The following is an 18,317-nucleotide window of genomic DNA, read 5'->3' on the forward strand; positions in this document are numbered from 1 at the left end:
AAGTCTTGCAATGATTTAGAACTTGAGATAAAATATTAAAGCTGGTCTTGTAGGTAAGATTTTTTTTTGACAATAAAACGCCTGGATATGTGGATATATAAAAGTGTTGAGGATTGATAGAAGGAGGGAAAGTAAAATGCCCAAGCAAAAAATTCGCATACGTTTAAAGGCTTTTGACCATGCTATTTTAGATCAATCGGCTCAAAAGATAGTGGAGACTGCAAAGAGGACGGGTGCTGAGGTTTCTGGACCTATTCCATTGCCAACAGAAAAAGATATTATAACTATTTTAAGAGCTCCTCACAAATATAAAGATTCAAGAGAACAATTTGAGATAAGAACTCATAAGAGATTAATTGATATTTTGAACCCAACACCTAAGACAGTAGATGCTCTTATGAGATTAGATTTACCATCTGGTGTAGATATTGAAATAAAACTGTAAAAGGCAATAAGTGAAAAAGCAAAAAAAATAAAAAAGAAATTAAGACGCAAAAGCGTCCGCTGATTTCAGGAGGTGGATAGAATAATGAAGAAAGGTATTTTAGGTAGAAAGCATGGGATGACACAAATATTTGATGAAAAAGGCGAAGTCATTCCAGTAACAGTGATTGAAGCTGGTCCTTGTGTTGTTGTTCAGAAAAAAACAGTGGAGACTGATGGATACAATGCTATTCAAGTTGGTTTTGGAGATGTTAAAGAGAAAAGACTTACAAAACCTTTAATAGGGCATTTTAAAAAAGCAGGAGTGCCTTTTAAAAGATATTTAAGAGAGTTTAGGTTAGATGACATAAGTGGATATGAAGTAGGTAGCGAAATAAAGGTAGATATTTTTAAACCAGGAGATAGAGTAGATGTAACAGGTATTTCAAAAGGTAAAGGCTTTGCAGGTGTTGTAAAGAGATATGGCGCTAATAGAGGACCTATGTCTCACGGTTCCAAATATCATAGAAGAGTAGGTTCGATGGGTGCTACCACAGACCCAGGAAGAACTTTTAAAGGTAAAATCATGCCTGGGCATATGGGACATGAAAGAGTGACTATACAAAACCTCGAAGTTGTAAAAGTTGATCCTGAATTAAATTTATTGTTAGTAAAAGGATCAGTGCCAGGACCTAAAGGTTCCTTGCTCATTATAAAAGATTCCGTGAAGAGCAAGTGATGAAAGGAGGAAGAAAGATGCCTAAGGTAGCAGTTTACAACGTAAAAGGGGAACAGGTAGGAGAAATAGAACTAAAGGATTCAGTTTTTGGCGTGCCAGTAAATGTTCCTGTTATGCATGAAGCTGTGTTAAATTATTTGGCAAATCAAAGGCAAGGTACCCATTCGACAAAAACCCGCGGTGAAGTTCGTGGCGGCGGAAGAAAGCCTTGGAGACAAAAGGGAACAGGAAGAGCACGTCAAGGAAGCATAAGAGCTCCTCAATGGATTAAAGGAGGCATTGTCTTTGGACCAAAACCAAGAGATTACAGCTATAAATTGCCTAAAAAAGTAAAAAGATTAGCTTTAAAATCTGCTCTTTCATCTAAAGTTAGAGATAACGAGATAATTGTATTAGATGAATTCAAATTAGATCAGCCAAAGACTAAAAAAGTTGTTGAGCTTCTTAAGAATTTTAATGTTGATAGTGCGTTAATAGTGGTACCTGAAGGGGAAAAGAACGTAGAACTTTCAGCAAGAAATATACCAGGTGTTAAAACTTTATATGCTAATTATTTGAATACTTATGATATTTTAAAATACGACAAGTTTATCATAACTAAGGATGCCGTGGGCATAGTCGAGGAGGTGTACGCCTAATGGAGGCACGCGACATTATAATACGCCCAGTAATAACTGAAAAAAGCATGAACCTCATGAGTGAGAGAAAATATACTTTTATTGTGGATAAAAGAGCAAATAAAATTCAAATAAAGAAAGCTGTAGAAGATATATTTGGTGTCAAAGTTGATAAAGTGTATACAATGAATTATAAGGGAAAGCCAAAGAGAATGGGAAAATATGAAGGAAGGACAGAAGCTTACAAAAAAGCAATAGTTAAACTTACTCCAGACAGCAAAGGTATCGAATTCTTCGAAGGATTGCAGGCATAATTTTAGGTTAAGGAGGGAAAGAAATGGGAATAAAATCTTTTAAGCCGACATCTCCCGGCAGACGTCAAATGACAGTATTGACTTTTGAGGAAGTTACTAAGGATAAACCAGAGAAATCCTTAGTTGTTACTTTAACTAAAACAGGTGGAAGAAATGTATATGGAAGAATTACTGTCAGACATCGCGGTGGCGGACATAAGAGAAAATATAGGATTATAGATTTTAAAAGAGATAAGGACGGAATACCAGGAAAAGTAGCTGCTATTGAGTACGATCCAAATAGAACAGCTTATATTGCACTTATACATTATTTAGATGGAGAAAAAAGATATATCATTGCTCCTTATGGACTAAAAGTAGGGGATATAATAGAATCTGGGGAAAATGTAGACATTAAAGTAGGAAATGCTTTGCCTTTGAGAAATATTCCTGTAGGTACAATAATCCATAACATTGAGCTTATACCAGGAAAAGGTGGACAATTAGTGAGAGCGGCAGGTACAGCGGCGCAGCTTATGGCTAAAGAAGGGGATTATGTGCAAGTTAGAATGCCTTCAGGAGAAATTAGATTGATAAAGGCTGACTGTCGTGCAACCATTGGACAAGTATCAAATTTAGACCATGAAAATGTAAAGATAGGTAAAGCAGGAAGGTCAAGATGGCTTGGAATAAGACCAACTGTTAGAGGTTCAGCTATGAATCCGGTTGACCATCCACATGGTGGTGGTGAAGGTAAAGCGCCTATCGGACATCCAGGGCCACTTACACCATGGGGCAAGCCTGCATTGGGTTATAAGACACGTAAGAAAGGTAAAGCTTCGGATAAATTCATTATAAGAAGACGCAAATAGTTAGTGAAAGGAGGTCAATGCCTTGAGCAGATCTGTAAAAAAAGGTCCCTATGTTGATCCAAAACTTCTTAAAAAGATTGTTGAAATGAATAAAAAGAATGAGAAAAAAGTAATTAAAACATGGTCAAGAAGTTCAACTATTGTGCCAGAAATGGTTGGACATACAATAGCTGTTCATGACGGCAGAAAGCATGTACCTGTATATATAACTGAAGCGATGGTAGGGCACAAGTTAGGAGAATTTGCTCCTACTCGAACCTTCCACGGACATGCTGATACTGAAAAAACTTCCAAAGTTAAATAGGCAAAGGAGGAGATAACGTGGAGGCAAGGGCAATCGCCAGATATGTAAGAATTTCGCCTCGAAAGGTAAGATTAGTTCTTAACCTGATTCGTGGCAAGCATGTGGATGAAGCCTTAACTATTTTAAGGTTTACTCCCAAAAGAGCCTCAGGTATAGTTGCCAAGGTTCTTAAATCAGCCATTGCTAATGCCGAAAATAACCATGGAATGAATAGAGATAATCTGTATGTGGCAAAGGCTGTGGCAGATGAAGGCCCTACAATGAAGAGAGTTTTCCCAAGAGCGATGGGAAGAGCAGATATTATGAGGAAGAGAACCAGTCATATAACGATAGTTGTGAAGGAAAAAGAATAAAGGAGGGATATGCGTGGGCCAAAAGGTACATCCATATGGACTTAGAGTTGGAGTTACACAAGATTGGCTAACTAAATGGTATGCGGATGACAAAGATTTTTCAAAACTCTTAATAGAAGACATTAAAATAAGAAACTATATAAAAGAAAAACTGTATGCAGCTGGGATTCCTAAAATAGTTATTGAGAGAGCTTCCAATAGGATAAAAATAGATATTCATGCTGCAAAACCGGGAATGGTAATTGGCAAAGGTGGAGCAGGCATTGACAAGTTAAGAGAAGAATTGGAAAAAATGACTAATAAGACAGTTATCCTTAATATTGTGGAAGTCAAAACTCCTGAACTTAGTGCACAACTAGTAGCTGAGAATATTGCGGCTCAAATTGAAAAGAGGATATCCTATAGAAGGGCTATGAAACAAGCCATAGCAAGAGCGATGAAATTAGGTGCTAAAGGTATCAAAATTGCTTGTTCGGGTAGACTTGCTGGTGCGGAAATTGCTCGTACTGAAAGGTATCATGAAGGGGTTGTACCGCTTCAAACTTTAAGAGCGGATATTGACTATGGCTTTGCAGAGGCAAATACTACTTATGGGAAAATAGGAGTAAAAGTTTGGATAAATAAAGGAGAGATACTGCCACAGCCTAAAAAGCAGGTAACCGCGGAAGGAGGTAAGTAAAACATGTTAATGCCAAAAAGAGTGAAATACAGAAAACAACAACGGGGCAGAATAAAAGGAAATGCTACTCGTGGTAATACCCTGACTTATGGAGAATATGGGTTGCAAGCGCTGGAACCTGGTTGGATTACAGCCACCCAAATTGAGGCAGCTAGGGTTGCAATGACGAGGTTTATAAAAAGAGGCGGGAAAGTGTGGATAAAAATTTTCCCTGATAAGCCGGTTACTAAAAAACCTGCTGAAACTCGTATGGGTTCAGGGAAAGGGTCACCAGAATTTTGGGTAGCAGTTGTAAAGCCAGGTAGAGTTCTTTTTGAAATAGCTGGGGTATCAGAAGAAGTTGCAAAAGAGGCTTTAAGGCTTGCAATGCATAAACTGCCTATAAAGACAAAGTTTTTAAAACGTGAAGAATTGGGTGGTGAAGATAATGAAGGCTAGGGAAATAAGAGAGCTTACCAATGAGGAATTGCTTCAAAAGCTTTCGGACTTAAAAGCAGAACTTTTTAATTTGAGGTTTCAACTTGCTACCGGTCAATTAGATAACCCTATGAGGATAAGAGATGTAAGAAAAACAATTGCGAGAATAAAGACAATTTTGAGAGAGCGGGAATTAGGTATTAGGCAAAATAAAGCATAAGGAAGGAGGGTATTCACTTGGAAAGAGGCTACAGGAAGGTTAGAATTGGGACAGTCGTAAGCAATAAAATGCAAAAAACTATTGTAGTTGCCGTAGAAGACAGAGTAAGACATCCTCTTTATGGAAAGACAATAAAAAGAACTAAAAAGTTTAAAGTTCACGATGAAAATAATGTATGCAATGTAGGGGATATAGTAAAGATAATGGAAACAAGACCACTTAGCAAAGAAAAAAGGTGGAGATTGGTTGAAATAGTTAAAAGAGCTGAATAATTTGAAAGGAGGTAAACTCAAATGATTCAACCTCAAACACGATTGAAAGTAGCAGATAACACAGGTGCAAAAGAAATTATGTGTATTCGCTTAGAGGGCGGTTCAAATAGAAAGTTTTCAAATGTAGGAGATGTAATAGTTGCTTCTGTAAAAAGTGCAACACCCGGTGGTGTTGTAAAAAAAGGGGAAGTTGTTAAGGCGGTAATTGTAAGGACTAAGAAGGGGATTGCTCGAAAAGATGGCACTTATATAAGATTTGACGATAATGCTGCGGTTATTATACGAGATGATAAACAGCCAAGAGGTACGCGTATTTTTGGACCAGTCGCAAGAGAATTAAGAGAAAAAGATTTTATGAAAATTATATCTTTGGCTCCTGAAGTGCTTTAAGGAGGGTTGAAAATGGCACAAAATAAATTACACGTAAAAAAGGGAGACATGGTTGTAGTAATTTCAGGTAAAGACAAAGGGAAAAAGGGTAAAGTATTACAAGCTTTTCCTAAAGAAGGCAAAGTAATTGTAGAAGGCGTCAATATTGTTACAAAACACAGGAAAGCGACAAGTCCGCAAAAACCAGGTGGAATAATTCACCAAGAGGCGCCAATTTACAGTTCGAAGGTTATGCTCTATTGTGAAAATTGTGGAAGAGGAGTTCGTTATGGGGTTAAAGTCCTCGAAAATGGCGAAAAAATACGTTACTGCAAGAGGTGCAATGAAACGCTATAATTATAAAAGGAAGGAGGCTCATTATGTCAAGGCTGAGAGAAAAATACGAAAAAGAAGTTGTGCCAGCGCTCATGGAACGTTTTGGCTATAAAAATATAATGCAGGTTCCTAAAGTTGAAAAAGTTGTTATAAATATAGGTGTGGGTGAGGCAAAAGAAAATCCTAAGGCGCTGGAAGCAGCAGTTGATGATTTGACAATGATTGCGGGGCAAAAGCCAGTTATTACAAGAGCTAAAAGGTCAATTGCTAATTTTAAGATTCGTAAGGGAATGCCAATTGGAGTAAAAGTTACTTTGCGCGGGGAAAGAATGTATGAATTTATGGATAAACTTTTTAATATAGCTCTACCACGTGTTAGAGACTTTAAGGGTGTTTCTCCAAATTCCTTTGATGGAAGAGGTAATTATGCCTTAGGAATAAAAGAACAATTGATTTTTCCTGAAATTGACTATGATAAGATAGATAAAATAAGAGGAATGGATATAATTATTGTTACAACTGCTAAAACCGACGAAGAAGCGAAGGGATTGTTAGAACTTTTAGGTATGCCATTTGCAAAGTAAAGGAGGGTAAAATTATATGGCAAGAAAGGCTTTGATAGTAAAGCAGCAAAAGCCTCAAAAATATAAAACAAGAGAATACAATAGGTGCAAAATTTGTGGCAGACCTCATGCATATTTAAGAAAATTTGGCATGTGCCGTATATGCTTTAGAAAGTATGCCCATCAAGGGATGATACCAGGCGTTAAAAAAGCAAGTTGGTAAAAGAGGGGAGGTAGTACAATGGTAATGACAGATCCTATAGCAGATATGCTAACTCGAATAAGAAATGCAAATATTGCAAGACATGAAACAGTAGAAATACCTGCTTCAAACATGAAAAGGGCTATCGCAATGATTATGCTAAAAGAAGGGTTTATAAAATCAGTAGAAGAAATAGACGATGGAAAAGGTGGTATTCTCAAACTAACATTAAAGTATGGCCCTAACAAAGAAAGAGTTATATCTGGTTTGAAAAGAATAAGCAAACCTGGTTTGAGAGTATATGCAAGGCACGATGAATTGCCAAGAGTATTAGGAGGATTGGGTATTGCAATTATTTCAACATCAAAGGGAATCATGACAGATAAAGAAGCAAGAAAAGCAGGAGTTGGAGGAGAAGTTATTTGCTACATTTGGTGATTTCAATAAGGAGGTGTGGTCAGTGTCTAGAATTGGTAGATTGCCAATAGAAATACCAAAGGGAGTAGAAGTTAAAGTAAGTCCTGATAATGTAGTAACTGTAAAAGGTACAAAATGCACTTTAGAAAAAAAGTTTCCGCCGATTGTAAATATAGAAGTAAAAGATAATCAAGTAATTGTAACTCGAAATGGCGACGATAAAGAAGAAAGAGCAATGCACGGAACTACAAGAGCAATAATAGCAAATATGGTAAAAGGCGTAACTCAAGGCTTTGAAAAAACATTAGAGATTGTAGGGATAGGATATCGTGCAGCAAAACAAGGGAAGAAATTAGTGTTAAATGTTGGATACTCTCATCCGGTAGAAATAGAAGAAGAGCCAGGGATTGAAATTGTTGTAGAAGGTAATAACAAAATAATTGTAAGGGGAGCCGATAAAGAAAAAGTAGGTCAAGTTGCTGCAAACATCAGAAGAGTCCGTGAACCAGATGCTTATCAGGGCAAGGGTATAAGATATGCAGGAGAAGTTGTGAGATTAAAAGAAGGTAAAACTGGTAAGAAGTAAGGGGTGAGATGATGATTACAAAACCAAATAGGAACGAATTAAGAAAAAGACGTCATTTAAGAGTAAGAAAAAAAGTTTTTGGAACACCAGAAAGACCACGTCTTAATGTTTTTAGAAGTTTGAAACACATTTATGCGCAAATTATTGATGATACTAAAGGGCATACTCTTGTTCATGCTTCTACGTTAGATCCTGAACTTAGAGGCATTGCAAAAGGAGCAAATAAGCAGTCTGCTAAATTGGTAGGAGAGCTGATTGCAAAGAGAGCTTTAGAAAAAGGCATAAAAGATGTTGTATTTGATAGGGGCGGCTATATTTATCACGGTGTAGTAAAGGAATTGGCAGATGCTGCACGACAAGCAGGATTAAATTTCTAAACAAGGAGGGAAATGAATGGCTCGAGTTGATTGGACAAAGTTAGATTTAAAAGAAAGGGTTGTAAGCATAAATCGTGTTTCAAAAGTTGTAAAAGGTGGTAAAAACTTTAGATTTAGCGTCACAGTAGTAGTTGGGGATGCAGAAAGGGGCTATGTAGGAGTAGGAAGAGGTAAAGCTGCAGAAATCCCAGATGCAATTAGAAAAGCTATAGAGGATGCGAAAAAACACTTAATTAAAGTTCCAATTGTAGGAACTACTATTCCTCATGAAGTCATAGGGGAATTTGGCGCTGGAAAAGTACTTTTGAAACCGGCAAGAGAAGGTACTGGTGTTATTGCAGGGGGACCAGTTCGTGCTGTTTTGGAATCTGCAGGTATAAAAGACGTTTTAACTAAATCACTTGGTTCTTCCAATGCAACTAATATGGTTTATGCTACAATCGAAGGATTAAAAAGGCTGAGAACAGCTGAAGATGTGGCAAAATTGCGTGGAATTCCTGTAAGCCAATTGTTTGAATAAACATAAAGCAATGTAGGAGGTGCAAAGATGAGACTGCACGATTTAAAACCAGCTGAAGGAGCAAGACGTGAAAGAAAAAGAGTAGGAAGAGGAATAGGTTCTGGACATGGTAAAACTTCAGGCAGAGGACAAAAAGGACAAAAAGCAAGAAGTGGCGGTGGAGTGCGTCCGGGTTTTGAAGGAGGCCAAATGCCACTTACAAGAAGACTCCCTAAAAGAGGTTTTACTAATATATTCAAAAAAGAATATGCAATTGTAAATGTTGGAACTTTAGAAGAAAGGTTTGAGGATGGAGCGGTAATTACTCCAGAAGCTTTAATAGAAAGTGGTATAATTAAAGATGTAAAAGATGGGGTTAAGATATTGGGGGATGGTGATTTAAATAAAAAGTTTACGGTAAGGGCTCATAAATTTAGCCAGAGTGCAATTGAAAAAATACAAGCCGTTGGGGGAAAGGCAGAGGTGATTTAAAGTGTTTCAAACCCTTGTCAATGCTTGGAATGTTGATGATGTAAGGAAAAGGATACTTTATACTTTGGGGATGTTAGTAATCTTTAGAGTGGGGTCTCATATTCCTGTGCCTGGAATTGACCCAAAAGTGATTGCTAACATACTTGGTCAAGGACAATTGTTTGGATTTTTTGATATAATATCAGGTGGTGCTTTTAGTAATTTTACCATTTTTGCGATGAGCATTACACCTTACATCAATGCATCAATTATAATGCAACTTTTAACAATAGCAATTCCTTCTCTTGAGCAATTAGCCAAAGAAGGCGAAGAAGGAAGGAAGAAAATTGCTCAGTATACCAGATATTTAACAGTTGTACTTGCCTTGATACAAGCTATAGGAATGACAATTGGGCTAAAGAGTGCAGTTATCAACCCTACATTTTTTAACTTAACGGTCATCGTTATAACCTTAACTGCAGGTACTGCTTTTCTCATGTGGTTAGGTGAAAAAATTACTGAAAATGGAATAGGCAACGGAAGTTCATTAATAATTTTTGCGGGGATAATTTCTAGGATTCCTAACATGATATATCTGACAAGTCAATATATTCAAGCAGGTACTGCTAATATTTTTGGTGCTATTGCTTTTGTAGTAGCAGAGCTCATAATGATAGTGTTAATAATCTTAGCTACAGAAGGCCAAAGAAGAATTCCTGTGCAATATGCAAAAAGGGTTGTTGGCAGAAAAGTTTATGGTGGACAAAGTACTCACATTCCTATAAGAATAAACATGGCAGGGGTTATTCCTATCATATTTGCTCTTTCACTATTACAGTTTCCGCAACAATTAGCAACCTTTTTCCCACGGTCGTCATTTTACAACTTTGTGCAAAAATGGCTTAGCACAAGTGGGCTAATATACAATATTTTAGATATATTATTGATAATAGGATTTACTTATTTCTATACTGCAGTAATATTTAACCCTGTAGATGTATCGGATAATTTGAAAAAATATGGGGGCTTTATCCCTGGAATAAGGCCAGGTAAACCAACTACAGACTTTCTTACAAGGGTATTGAATAGAGTTACTTTTGTAGGAGCGTTATTCTTAGCATTTATTGCTACAATGCCAGTAATTTTAATGAATATAACAGGATTGCAGCTTTACTTTGGGGGTACAGCACTTTTAATTGCAGTTGGTGTAGCGCTTGATACTATGAAACAAATTGAAGGACATCTTATCATGAGGAATTATCAAGGATTTTTGAAATAAAAGGGGGAGGATTTATGAGAGTAATACTTTTAGGCCCCCCAGGTGCAGGCAAAGGGACGCAAGCTGTGAAAATTGCTAAGGAGTTTGACATTCCTCACATATCTACTGGAGATATTTTTAGACAAAATTTAAGAGACAATACTGACTTAGGGAAACTTGCAAAAGAATACATGGACAAAGGATTATTGGTCCCCGATGAGGTTACGAATAAAATAGTAGAAGATAGATTAGAAAAAGATGATTGCCAAAAAGGGTTTTTATTAGATGGTTACCCCAGAAATGTTGCACAGGCTGAGGAATTAGACAGGTTTTTACATGACAAAGGCATTCATCTAGATTGTGTATTAAATATTGAAGTTGACAGAGAAGCTTTAATTGAAAGAATAACAGGCAGAAGAGTATGTCCTAATTGCGGTGCGACTTATCACATAAAGACTTCTCCTCCTGCAGTCGACAATGTATGTGATAAATGTGGTGCACAACTTATACAGCGTTCAGATGATAAATTAGAATCAGTTGTAAAAAGATTAGAGGTTTATGAAAGTCAAACTAAGCCTTTGATTGAGTATTATACAAAGAAAAACACTTTAGTGAATATTGATGGAAATAAATCGGTAGAAGAAGTATTTGAAGATATAAAAAAGGCTTTGGGAGACAGAGGCAAATGATATATATTAAGTCTAAGAATGAAATTGATTTGATGAGAACAGCTGGCAAGGTAATAGCAAATCTCTTTGAGGTTTTAGAAAGGGCAATTAAGCCAGGAGTTACGACATTAGAGCTTGATAGAATTGCAGAAGAGTTTATAATAAAAAATGGTTGTAAACCTGCTTTCAAAGGTTTATACGGTTTTCCTGCTAGTATTTGCACTTCAATAAATGAAGAAGTAGTTCATGGAATACCAAGTTTAAGAAAACTTAAAGAAGGCGATATTATAAGTATAGACCTTGGAGCTACCTATAAAGGGTATAATGCAGATGCAGCAAGAACTTTCCTTGTTGGAGAGATATCAGAGGAAGCACAAAAATTGATTGAGGTCACAAAAAATAGCTTTTTTGAGGGTATAAAATATGCAAAAGAAGGGAATAGGTTATCGGATATTTCTTACGCAATACAAACTTATGTAGAAAGTCATGGCTTTTCAGTAGTAAGAGAATATGTGGGACATGGGATAGGTATAAAAATGCATGAGGATCCACAGATTCCTAATTTCGGTCCCCCTGGCAGAGGACCTAGATTAAAAAGAGGGATGTGCCTTGCTATAGAACCGATGGTAAATGCGGGACATTATGCCGTAAGAACATTAGAAGATAATTGGACAGTAGTCACTGTTGATGGTAGTTTATCTGCCCATTACGAAAATACTATTGTTATTACGGAGGGGGACCCAGAAATACTGACCATTTTATAAGAGGTGAATTTATTAATGGAAGACTTGCAAATTGGTCAGGTAGTGCGGAGCAAAGCAGGTCGCGACAAAGGCAGAGTTTTTGTAGTTGTAGGAAAGTTTGATGACCAACACGTTCTTGTAGCCGATGGGGACCTTCGAAAGATAGAAAAACCTAAGAAAAAAAAGTTTAAACATCTTCAGAGGTATAATGACGTGATTTGGCAGATTAAAGAAAAAATACTAAGGGGAGATAAAATAACTAATGAAGAAATCAGAAAATTTTTAGAACCTTATAAATCCTAAGTCAATAAGGAGGAATGGATATCCTTGGCAAAAGAAGATGTTATTGAAGTTGAGGGCACAGTGATAGAGGCTTTACCAAATGCCATGTTTCAAGTACAATTAGATAATGGGCATAAAGTATTAGCCCATGTATCTGGAAAATTGAGAATGAATTTTATACGAATACTTCCAGGAGACAGAGTAACAGTAGAGTTGTCTCCTTATGACTTGAGTCGTGGAAGAATAGTATGGCGTGGAAAGTGATAAGGAGGTATTGAAGATGAAGGTAAGACCATCTGTAAAACCTATTTGTGAAAAATGTAAAGTTATAAAAAGAAAAGGTAGAGTTATGGTAATTTGTGAAAATCCAAAGCATAAACAAAAACAAGGCTAGGAGGTGTGAAAATGGCGAGAATTGCAGGCGTTGACTTGCCAAGAGATAAACGAGTTGAAATCGCTTTGACATATATATATGGAATTGGCCGTTCTCGTTCAAATGAGATACTTGCTAAAGCAGGTGTAAATCCAGACACAAGAGTCAAGGATTTAACAGAAGAAGAAGTTTCTAGATTGAGAGAGATAATTGATAAAGAATACAAAGTTGAAGGCGACTTAAGAAAAGAAGTTGCCATGAATATCAAAAGATTAATGGATATAGGATGCTATAGAGGAATAAGGCACAAAAGAGGTTTACCCGTAAGAGGTCAAAGAACAAGGACTAATGCTAGAACGAGAAAAGGTCCAAGGAAAACTGTTGCTAAGAAGAAGAAGTAATAATAAGGAGGGGAAATAATGGCTAAAAGAGTAAAAAGAGCTGGCAGAAAACGCGAGAAAAAACACGTAGAAAGAGGAATTGCCCATATTCATTCTACGTTTAACAATACTATTGTGACTATAACAGACCCAGCTGGAAATACAATTTCTTGGGCAAGTGCTGGTACAATAGGCTTTAAAGGCTCAAGAAAATCAACTCCATTTGCAGCACAAATGGCGGCAGAATCAGCTGCAAAATCTGCAATGGAGCATGGTATGAAAACTGTAGATGTATATGTTAAAGGACCTGGTGCTGGTAGAGAAGCAGCAATAAGAGCTTTACAGGCTGCTGGCCTTGAAGTGAGTCTTATAAAAGATGTGACTCCAATTCCCCACAATGGCTGCAGACCACCTAAGAGGAGAAGAGTATAAGGAGGTGCGATTATGGGAAGATATACAGGACCAACTTGCAGATTGTGCAGAAGAGAAGGCATGAAATTATATTTAAAAGGAGATAAATGTTATACAGACAAATGTCCTTTTGCAAGAAGAGGATATGCACCAGGACAACATGGACAAGAAAAGAAAAAACTCACTAACTACGGCATGCAACTACGAGAAAAACAAAAACTCAAAAGGTACTATGGCGTTTTAGAGAGACAGTTTGAAAGGCTCTATGAAGAAGCAGAAAGAATGAAAGGAATTACAGGTGAAAACTTATTGCAGCTTTTAGAAAGACGTCTTGACAATGTAGTGTTTAGATTGGGCTTTGCTGCGTCTAGACCACAAGCTAGACAATTGGTAAGCCATGGACATATAGAAGTAAATGGTAAGAAAGTTGATATACCATCTTTCTTAGTAAAACCAGGGGATGTAATATCTGTGAGGGAAAAAAGCCGTTCAATGGAATTAATAAAGAATAATTTAGAAGTATCAAGAAACGTACCTGACTGGTTAGAACTCAATAAAGATGCTTTTGAAGGTAGAGTAGTTTCATTGCCGAGAAGAGAACATATAGATCTGCCTATCCAAGAGCACTTGATTGTTGAGTTATATTCTAAGTAATGATTATAATCGGTTACCCTCATAAAACAGTTAAAAGGAGGGTTCACAGTGTTTGAAATGATTGAACCAAAAATAGAGATTATTGAGCAGTCGGAAGATGGGACGTATGGAAAGTTTGTAGTAGAGCCTTTAGAAAGAGGATATGGCATAACTCTTGGAAATTCTTTAAGAAGAGTGCTTTTGTCCTCTCTTCCTGGTGCTGCTCCTAAATCTGTGAAGATAGATGGGGTATTACATGAATTTTCAACCCTACCAGGAGTTAAAGAGGATGTAGTAGAAATTATACTTAACCTTAAAGAAGTTGCAGTTAAATTGCATTCAGATGAACCAGTGGTAGGGCGCATAGATGTAGAAGGAAGAGGAGAAGTTACTGCAGGTCATATAAAAGGCAGTGCCGATATAGAAATTTTAAACCCTGACCATCATATAGCTACTTTAAGTGACGATGGTAAACTCCATATGGAGATTGTGTTTGTCAAAGGAAAGGGTTATGTGCCTTCAGATAAAAACAAAGAGCCTAACCAACCGATAGGCGTCATTCCAGTTGATTCTATTTTTACACCAGTAAAAAGGGTAAGCTACAATGTAGAAAATACTCGTGTAGGCCATGTTACAGACTATGATAAACTTACTTTGGAAGTATGGACAAATGGAGCTGTCACGCCTAAAGAAGCTATTAGTATGGCTTCTGACATGTTGATTAAGTACTTTCAAAAATTTATATCTTTTACTGGCGAATACAAAAGTTCAGATATTTTTGTGGACAAACCTGAGAAAAAAGTCGAGAAACCTCTTGATATGACAATTGAAGAATTAGACTTATCTGTTAGGTCCTATAATTGCTTAAAGAGAGCTGGAATAAATACAGTACAAGAGCTCACTCAAAAGACAGAAGAAGAGATGATGAAAGTCAGAAATTTGGGTAAAAAATCTTTAGAAGAGGTTAAACAAAAACTCGAAGCATTAGGACTTAGCTTAAAAAAGGCAGACGAATAAAGGAGGGTTGAAGGTGGGTTACAGAAAATTAGGCCGTCCTTCTGACCAGAGGAGGGCTATGCTTAGAAATTTAGTCACAGATTTTTTGAAATATGGCAGAATAACTACAACAGAGGCGCGAGCAAAAGAGGTTCGCAGCATTTCTGAAAAAATGATTACTCTCGGTAAAAGAGGCGATTTACACGCAAGAAGGCAGGCTTTAGCCTATATCTTAGATGAAAGTGTAGTAAAGAAGTTATTTGACGAAATAGCACCAAAATACAAAGACAGACAAGGTGGTTACACAAGAATTTTAAAACTTGGGCCTCGCAGAGGAGATGGCGCACCATTAGTAATTATTGAATTAGTGTAAGCAATCGAAGGGGTTAAGTTTGGTGCCGCAACTTAATCCCTATTTTTCATAAAGGAGTTTAACTTAAAAGAAGGTGTCCTTAATGGAACACGTAATAAATACACAAAATTTATCTTTTGAATATCATGCCGAAGAACAAACTCGACACCTAGTTTTAAAGGATATAAATTTACAGTTTGAAAAAGGACAGTTTATAGGGATAATTGGTCATAATGGGTCAGGCAAGTCAACACTTGCTAAACATTTTAATGCACTTTTATTGCCGACAGAAGGAAAAGTATATGTAAAAGGAATGGACACCAAGGATACAAATCATTTGTGGGATATAAGACAGGCTGCTGGGCTTGTTTTTCAAAATCCAGATAATCAAATAGTTGCTGCTATAGTTGAAGAGGATGTAGCTTTTGGTCCAGAAAATTTAGGGATTCCACCTGATGAAATAAGAGAAAGAGTTGAATATGCTCTTAAAGCGGTAGGTATGTGGGAATACAAAGATTATCCTCCTCACATGCTCTCAGGTGGACAAAAGCAAAGAGTTGCCATTGCTGGGATAATTGCAATGAAGCCAGAGTGCATAATTTTAGATGAACCAACGGCAATGCTTGACCCAATAGGAAGAAGGGAAGTCATTTCTACCATAAAAAAGCTCAACAAAGAAGATGGGATTACTGTAATACTCATAACACATTTTATGGAAGAAGTAGTAGATGCAGATAGAGTTATTGTAATGGATGATGGAAAAGTAGTGTTAGATGGTACTCCTAAAGAAGTATTTAAAGAAGTTACTCTTTTAAAAAAGATTGGCCTTAGTGTGCCCCAAGTTACAGAGTTGGCACACCAATTGAAGAGAGAAGGCTTTGACGTCCCTCTAGATATTTTAACAGTAGAAGAAATGGTGGAATTTTTATGCCGATAAAAGTAGAAAATTTAAGCTTTGTGTATAATGAAGGGACGCCATATGCTACTGTTGCTTTAAATAATGTTACTTTTGAAATACAGGATGAAGAGTTCGTGGGAATCATCGGGCACACAGGGTCGGGTAAATCTACGTTAATACAACATTTAAATGGGCTTTTAAAACCTACTTCAGGGAAAATATATATAAATGGAGTAGACATAACAGACAAAAAAGTCAGTTTGAAAGATGTACGAAAAGAAGTAGGATTAGTTTTTCAATATCCTGAATATCAACTTTTTGAAGAAACCATTTTTAAAGATATAGCCTTTGGCCCTACTAATTTGGGACTTAGCGAAGAAGAAATTGAAAAAAGAGTATATGAAGCAATGGATATTGTTGGAATCAGTAGAGAATTAGCAGATAAATCTCCTTTTGAAGTATCAGGTGGCCAAAAACGTAGGATTGCGATAGCAGGAATATTGGCGATGAAGCCTAAAATTTTGATATTAGATGAACCTACTGCAGGCCTTGATCCAAAGGGGAAGGAAGAGATTTTAAACAAAATTAAAGAAATTCATGATAAATATAAGATGATAACAATTTTGGTATCCCATAGCATGGAAGATATAGCTAGATTTGCAGATAAAATAATTGTGATGAACAAAGGAAGAATAGAAGTTATTGGAACTCCAAGAGAGGTATTTAGAGAAGCTGAAAAATTGGAAAAGATAGGATTAGGGGTACCACAAATAACTTCTCTCGCAAGAGAATTACAAAAAAAAGGCGTAGCAATTCCAGAAGATATATTAACAATTGAAGAAGCAAAGGAATATATAGTTCGTTATCTCAGGGGGACTAAAAATGTTTAGAAATATAACTATTGGGCAATATATCCCTGGTGATTCGGTAGTTCACAAGTTGGATCCGAGAATCAAAATAATTATCACTTTTATATTTATAGTAGCCACATTCTTGATAAATAAACTTTCAGGTTACCTTTTTGCGGTTTTTTACCTTTATTTGATAATAACAATTTCTAAAATACCTTTTAGCTATATTTTAAAAGGGTTAAGACCAGTTATTATAATTCTTTTACTGACAGTGAGTTTAAACATGTTTTTTACCCCTGGGGGAACGATATTATATACCTTAGGACCATTGAAAATTACTACTACTGGGTTGCGATTAGCTGTATTTATGGGATTGAGACTTATATTTTTGATTATCGGTACTTCACTACTTACTTTAACTACTTCTCCTATCTCTTTGACAGATGGAATAGAGCATATTTTAAAACCCTTTAGCCGTATAGGGGTACCGGCTCATGAGTTAGCAATGATGATGACAATTGCTTTAAGATTTATACCTACATTAATAGAAGAAGCAGAAAAAATTATGAAAGCTCAAATGGCAAGAGGAGCCGATTTTGAAAGTGGCAATATAGTAAAAAGGGCAAAAGGACTAGTGCCTCTTTTAGTACCGCTATTTATCAGTGCTTTCAGAAGAGCTGACGAATTAGCAGTTGCTATGGAATCTCGGTGCTATAGAGGCGGGCAAAATAGAACGCGAATGAAACAGCTTAAAATCCAACCGAGAGATTATCAAGCTTTAGCTGTGACCTTGATAATGGTATTGCTAATTGTATGGAATAGAGTTTGGACGTGGTAAAAATGAGAAACGTAATGATTGTAGTAGAATATGACGGGACCAATTATCACGGTTGGCAATACCAAAAGAATGCAGTGACAGTTCAGGAGGTATTGCAAAAAGCAATAAAGAAGGTAACAGGGGAAGAAGTTAATTTAATAGGTGCGAGTAGAACTGATACAGGTGTCCATGCTCTATATCAAGTAGCTAACTTTAAAACTAATACTAAAATACCTGCAGAAAAGCTGCCCTATGCTCTAAACAGTGTATTACCCGATGATATAGTAGTTGTCCAAGCAAAGGATGTGGAAGACTCTTTTCACGCTCGATATAGTGCAAAAAGGAAAAGATACAAATACATTATTCTTAATAGGAAATTTCAAATGCCCACAATGAGAAATTATTGTTGGCATATAAGTTATCCTTTAAATATAGAAGAAATGAAAAAAGCTGCTTCTTACTTAATTGGGACTCACGATTTTTCTGCTTTTAAAGCTTCAGGAAGTAGTAAAACAAGTACTATAAGGACAGTGTATGATTTAACTATTGAAAAAAATGAAGATTTTATCAACATTGAAATAGAAGCCAATGGTTTTTTGTATAACATGGTGCGAATAATTGTAGGTACACTGTCTTATGTAGGTCT

General features: G+C 36.5%; 35 protein-coding genes (1 of these 35 running past the window's edge). All 35 read left to right on the forward strand.

The genetic code is table 11. The annotated features are described in order from the left end of the window. Nucleotides 1-136 precede the first annotated feature (136 nt). Nucleotides 137-445 carry a 30S ribosomal protein S10 gene (gene rpsJ, locus THEBR_RS01895; RefSeq protein ID WP_003868559.1) on the forward strand — a complete coding sequence of 103 codons (309 nt, stop codon included), beginning with the start codon at nucleotides 137-139 and terminating at the stop codon, nucleotides 443-445. 84 nt (nucleotides 446-529) lie between these two features. Further along, nucleotides 530-1,162: a 50S ribosomal protein L3 gene (rplC, locus tag THEBR_RS01900; RefSeq protein WP_003868560.1), complete on the forward strand. Its 633-nt coding sequence runs from the start codon at nucleotides 530-532 to the stop codon at nucleotides 1,160-1,162. A 17-nt stretch (nucleotides 1,163-1,179) separates the two neighbouring features. After that, nucleotides 1,180-1,800 (forward strand): 50S ribosomal protein L4, encoded by a 621-nt coding sequence (gene rplD, locus THEBR_RS01905; RefSeq protein ID WP_003868561.1) that lies wholly within the window; start codon nucleotides 1,180-1,182, stop codon nucleotides 1,798-1,800. Continuing rightward, nucleotides 1,800-2,093 carry a 50S ribosomal protein L23 gene (gene rplW, locus THEBR_RS01910; protein ID WP_003868562.1) on the forward strand — a complete coding sequence of 98 codons (294 nt, stop codon included), beginning with the start codon at nucleotides 1,800-1,802 and terminating at the stop codon, nucleotides 2,091-2,093. The genes rplD and rplW overlap by 1 nt, the downstream gene beginning before the upstream one ends. A gap of 23 nt (nucleotides 2,094-2,116) precedes the next feature. After that, complete coding sequence (rplB, locus tag THEBR_RS01915) at nucleotides 2,117-2,944, forward strand: 50S ribosomal protein L2 (RefSeq protein ID WP_003868563.1); 828 nt, start codon at nucleotides 2,117-2,119, stop codon at nucleotides 2,942-2,944. A 22-nt stretch (nucleotides 2,945-2,966) separates the two neighbouring features. Further along, the gene (gene rpsS, locus THEBR_RS01920; protein WP_003868564.1) at nucleotides 2,967-3,248 is read left to right on the forward strand and encodes a 30S ribosomal protein S19; all 282 of its coding nucleotides are present in this window, start codon (nucleotides 2,967-2,969) and stop codon (nucleotides 3,246-3,248) included. Nucleotides 3,249-3,265: 17 nt separating this feature from the next. Further along, entirely contained in the window at nucleotides 3,266-3,601 is a 336-nt protein-coding gene (rplV, locus tag THEBR_RS01925; protein ID WP_003868565.1) for a 50S ribosomal protein L22, read from the forward strand. Nucleotides 3,602-3,614: 13 nt separating this feature from the next. Beyond that, complete coding sequence (rpsC, locus tag THEBR_RS01930) at nucleotides 3,615-4,280, forward strand: 30S ribosomal protein S3 (protein WP_003868566.1); 666 nt, start codon at nucleotides 3,615-3,617, stop codon at nucleotides 4,278-4,280. A gap of 3 nt (nucleotides 4,281-4,283) precedes the next feature. Beyond that, a complete protein-coding gene (gene rplP / locus THEBR_RS01935; protein ID WP_012268993.1) occupies nucleotides 4,284-4,718 on the forward strand; it encodes a 50S ribosomal protein L16 in 435 nt (144 codons plus the stop codon). After that, nucleotides 4,708-4,917 carry a 50S ribosomal protein L29 gene (gene rpmC, locus THEBR_RS01940; RefSeq protein WP_003868568.1) on the forward strand — a complete coding sequence of 70 codons (210 nt, stop codon included), beginning with the start codon at nucleotides 4,708-4,710 and terminating at the stop codon, nucleotides 4,915-4,917. Before rplP ends, rpmC begins: the two co-directional genes overlap by 11 nt. A 17-nt stretch (nucleotides 4,918-4,934) precedes the next feature. Next, on the forward strand, nucleotides 4,935-5,189 hold the full coding sequence (gene rpsQ / locus THEBR_RS01945) for a 30S ribosomal protein S17 (RefSeq protein ID WP_003868569.1): 255 nt from the start codon (nucleotides 4,935-4,937) through the stop codon (nucleotides 5,187-5,189). Between the two features lie 21 nt (nucleotides 5,190-5,210). Further along, entirely contained in the window at nucleotides 5,211-5,579 is a 369-nt protein-coding gene (gene rplN / locus THEBR_RS01950; protein ID WP_003868570.1) for a 50S ribosomal protein L14, read from the forward strand. 12 nt (nucleotides 5,580-5,591) lie between these two features. Beyond that, nucleotides 5,592-5,915, forward strand: coding sequence for a 50S ribosomal protein L24 (gene rplX, locus THEBR_RS01955; RefSeq protein ID WP_003868571.1), 324 nt, complete (start codon nucleotides 5,592-5,594; stop codon nucleotides 5,913-5,915). Between the two features lie 23 nt (nucleotides 5,916-5,938). Next, entirely contained in the window at nucleotides 5,939-6,478 is a 540-nt protein-coding gene (gene rplE, locus THEBR_RS01960; RefSeq protein ID WP_003868572.1) for a 50S ribosomal protein L5, read from the forward strand. Nucleotides 6,479-6,494: 16 nt separating this feature from the next. Then, nucleotides 6,495-6,680, forward strand: a complete 186-nt coding sequence (locus THEBR_RS01965; protein WP_003868573.1) for a type Z 30S ribosomal protein S14 — start codon at nucleotides 6,495-6,497, stop codon at nucleotides 6,678-6,680. Nucleotides 6,681-6,698: 18 nt separating this feature from the next. Next, complete coding sequence (gene rpsH, locus THEBR_RS01970) at nucleotides 6,699-7,097, forward strand: 30S ribosomal protein S8 (protein ID WP_003868574.1); 399 nt, start codon at nucleotides 6,699-6,701, stop codon at nucleotides 7,095-7,097. Between the two features lie 22 nt (nucleotides 7,098-7,119). Beyond that, nucleotides 7,120-7,662 carry a 50S ribosomal protein L6 gene (rplF, locus tag THEBR_RS01975; RefSeq protein ID WP_012268994.1) on the forward strand — a complete coding sequence of 181 codons (543 nt, stop codon included), beginning with the start codon at nucleotides 7,120-7,122 and terminating at the stop codon, nucleotides 7,660-7,662. Between the two features lie 11 nt (nucleotides 7,663-7,673). Further along, complete coding sequence (rplR, locus tag THEBR_RS01980) at nucleotides 7,674-8,039, forward strand: 50S ribosomal protein L18 (protein ID WP_012268641.1); 366 nt, start codon at nucleotides 7,674-7,676, stop codon at nucleotides 8,037-8,039. Nucleotides 8,040-8,055: 16 nt separating this feature from the next. Then, on the forward strand, nucleotides 8,056-8,559 hold the full coding sequence (rpsE, locus tag THEBR_RS01985; RefSeq protein WP_003868577.1) for a 30S ribosomal protein S5: 504 nt from the start codon (nucleotides 8,056-8,058) through the stop codon (nucleotides 8,557-8,559). A 27-nt stretch (nucleotides 8,560-8,586) separates the two neighbouring features. Then, entirely contained in the window at nucleotides 8,587-9,030 is a 444-nt protein-coding gene (gene rplO, locus THEBR_RS01990) for a 50S ribosomal protein L15 (RefSeq protein WP_003868578.1), read from the forward strand. A 1-nt stretch (nucleotide 9,031) separates the two neighbouring features. Next, nucleotides 9,032-10,288 carry a preprotein translocase subunit SecY gene (gene secY, locus THEBR_RS01995; protein WP_003868579.1) on the forward strand — a complete coding sequence of 419 codons (1,257 nt, stop codon included), beginning with the start codon at nucleotides 9,032-9,034 and terminating at the stop codon, nucleotides 10,286-10,288. Between the two features lie 14 nt (nucleotides 10,289-10,302). Further along, on the forward strand, nucleotides 10,303-10,956 hold the full coding sequence (locus THEBR_RS02000) for an adenylate kinase (protein ID WP_003868580.1): 654 nt from the start codon (nucleotides 10,303-10,305) through the stop codon (nucleotides 10,954-10,956). Next, a complete protein-coding gene (gene map / locus THEBR_RS02005) occupies nucleotides 10,953-11,699 on the forward strand; it encodes a type I methionyl aminopeptidase (protein WP_003868581.1) in 747 nt (248 codons plus the stop codon). Before THEBR_RS02000 ends, map begins: the two co-directional genes overlap by 4 nt. 15 nt (nucleotides 11,700-11,714) lie before the next feature. Beyond that, the gene (locus tag THEBR_RS02010) at nucleotides 11,715-11,981 is read left to right on the forward strand and encodes a KOW domain-containing RNA-binding protein (RefSeq protein ID WP_012268995.1); all 267 of its coding nucleotides are present in this window, start codon (nucleotides 11,715-11,717) and stop codon (nucleotides 11,979-11,981) included. A 24-nt stretch (nucleotides 11,982-12,005) separates the two neighbouring features. Further along, the gene (gene infA / locus THEBR_RS02015; RefSeq protein WP_003868583.1) at nucleotides 12,006-12,224 is read left to right on the forward strand and encodes a translation initiation factor IF-1; all 219 of its coding nucleotides are present in this window, start codon (nucleotides 12,006-12,008) and stop codon (nucleotides 12,222-12,224) included. 16 nt (nucleotides 12,225-12,240) lie between these two features. Next, the gene (rpmJ, locus tag THEBR_RS02020) at nucleotides 12,241-12,354 is read left to right on the forward strand and encodes a 50S ribosomal protein L36 (RefSeq protein ID WP_003373491.1); all 114 of its coding nucleotides are present in this window, start codon (nucleotides 12,241-12,243) and stop codon (nucleotides 12,352-12,354) included. 11 nt (nucleotides 12,355-12,365) lie between these two features. Further along, a complete protein-coding gene (gene rpsM, locus THEBR_RS02025) occupies nucleotides 12,366-12,734 on the forward strand; it encodes a 30S ribosomal protein S13 (RefSeq protein ID WP_003868584.1) in 369 nt (122 codons plus the stop codon). Between the two features lie 18 nt (nucleotides 12,735-12,752). After that, complete coding sequence (gene rpsK / locus THEBR_RS02030) at nucleotides 12,753-13,145, forward strand: 30S ribosomal protein S11 (RefSeq protein ID WP_003868585.1); 393 nt, start codon at nucleotides 12,753-12,755, stop codon at nucleotides 13,143-13,145. Between the two features lie 12 nt (nucleotides 13,146-13,157). Beyond that, nucleotides 13,158-13,778: a 30S ribosomal protein S4 gene (gene rpsD, locus THEBR_RS02035; RefSeq protein WP_003868586.1), complete on the forward strand. Its 621-nt coding sequence runs from the start codon at nucleotides 13,158-13,160 to the stop codon at nucleotides 13,776-13,778. Nucleotides 13,779-13,826: 48 nt separating this feature from the next. After that, the gene (locus tag THEBR_RS02040; RefSeq protein WP_003868587.1) at nucleotides 13,827-14,774 is read left to right on the forward strand and encodes a DNA-directed RNA polymerase subunit alpha; all 948 of its coding nucleotides are present in this window, start codon (nucleotides 13,827-13,829) and stop codon (nucleotides 14,772-14,774) included. Between the two features lie 13 nt (nucleotides 14,775-14,787). Continuing rightward, nucleotides 14,788-15,126, forward strand: a complete 339-nt coding sequence (gene rplQ, locus THEBR_RS02045; protein ID WP_003868588.1) for a 50S ribosomal protein L17 — start codon at nucleotides 14,788-14,790, stop codon at nucleotides 15,124-15,126. Nucleotides 15,127-15,208: 82 nt separating this feature from the next. After that, nucleotides 15,209-16,042: an energy-coupling factor transporter ATPase gene (locus THEBR_RS02050; protein WP_003868589.1), complete on the forward strand. Its 834-nt coding sequence runs from the start codon at nucleotides 15,209-15,211 to the stop codon at nucleotides 16,040-16,042. Beyond that, nucleotides 16,033-16,893, forward strand: coding sequence for an energy-coupling factor transporter ATPase (locus THEBR_RS02055; protein ID WP_003868590.1), 861 nt, complete (start codon nucleotides 16,033-16,035; stop codon nucleotides 16,891-16,893). The genes THEBR_RS02050 and THEBR_RS02055 overlap by 10 nt, the downstream gene beginning before the upstream one ends. Next, nucleotides 16,886-17,692, forward strand: coding sequence for an energy-coupling factor transporter transmembrane component T family protein (locus tag THEBR_RS02060; protein ID WP_003868591.1), 807 nt, complete (start codon nucleotides 16,886-16,888; stop codon nucleotides 17,690-17,692). The genes THEBR_RS02055 and THEBR_RS02060 overlap by 8 nt, the downstream gene beginning before the upstream one ends. Nucleotides 17,693-17,694: 2 nt before the next feature. After that, a protein-coding gene (gene truA, locus THEBR_RS02065; RefSeq protein ID WP_003868592.1) for a tRNA pseudouridine(38-40) synthase TruA crosses the window boundary here: on the forward strand, nucleotides 17,695-18,317 show its 5' portion. The gene runs 112 nt beyond the window's last position; only the first 623 of its 735 coding nucleotides appear in the window; the start codon lies at nucleotides 17,695-17,697; its stop codon lies beyond the right edge, outside the window.

The organism is Thermoanaerobacter brockii subsp. finnii Ako-1, from assembly GCF_000175295.2.
Taxonomy (GTDB): Bacteria; Bacillota; Thermoanaerobacteria; order Thermoanaerobacterales; family Thermoanaerobacteraceae; genus Thermoanaerobacter; species Thermoanaerobacter pseudethanolicus.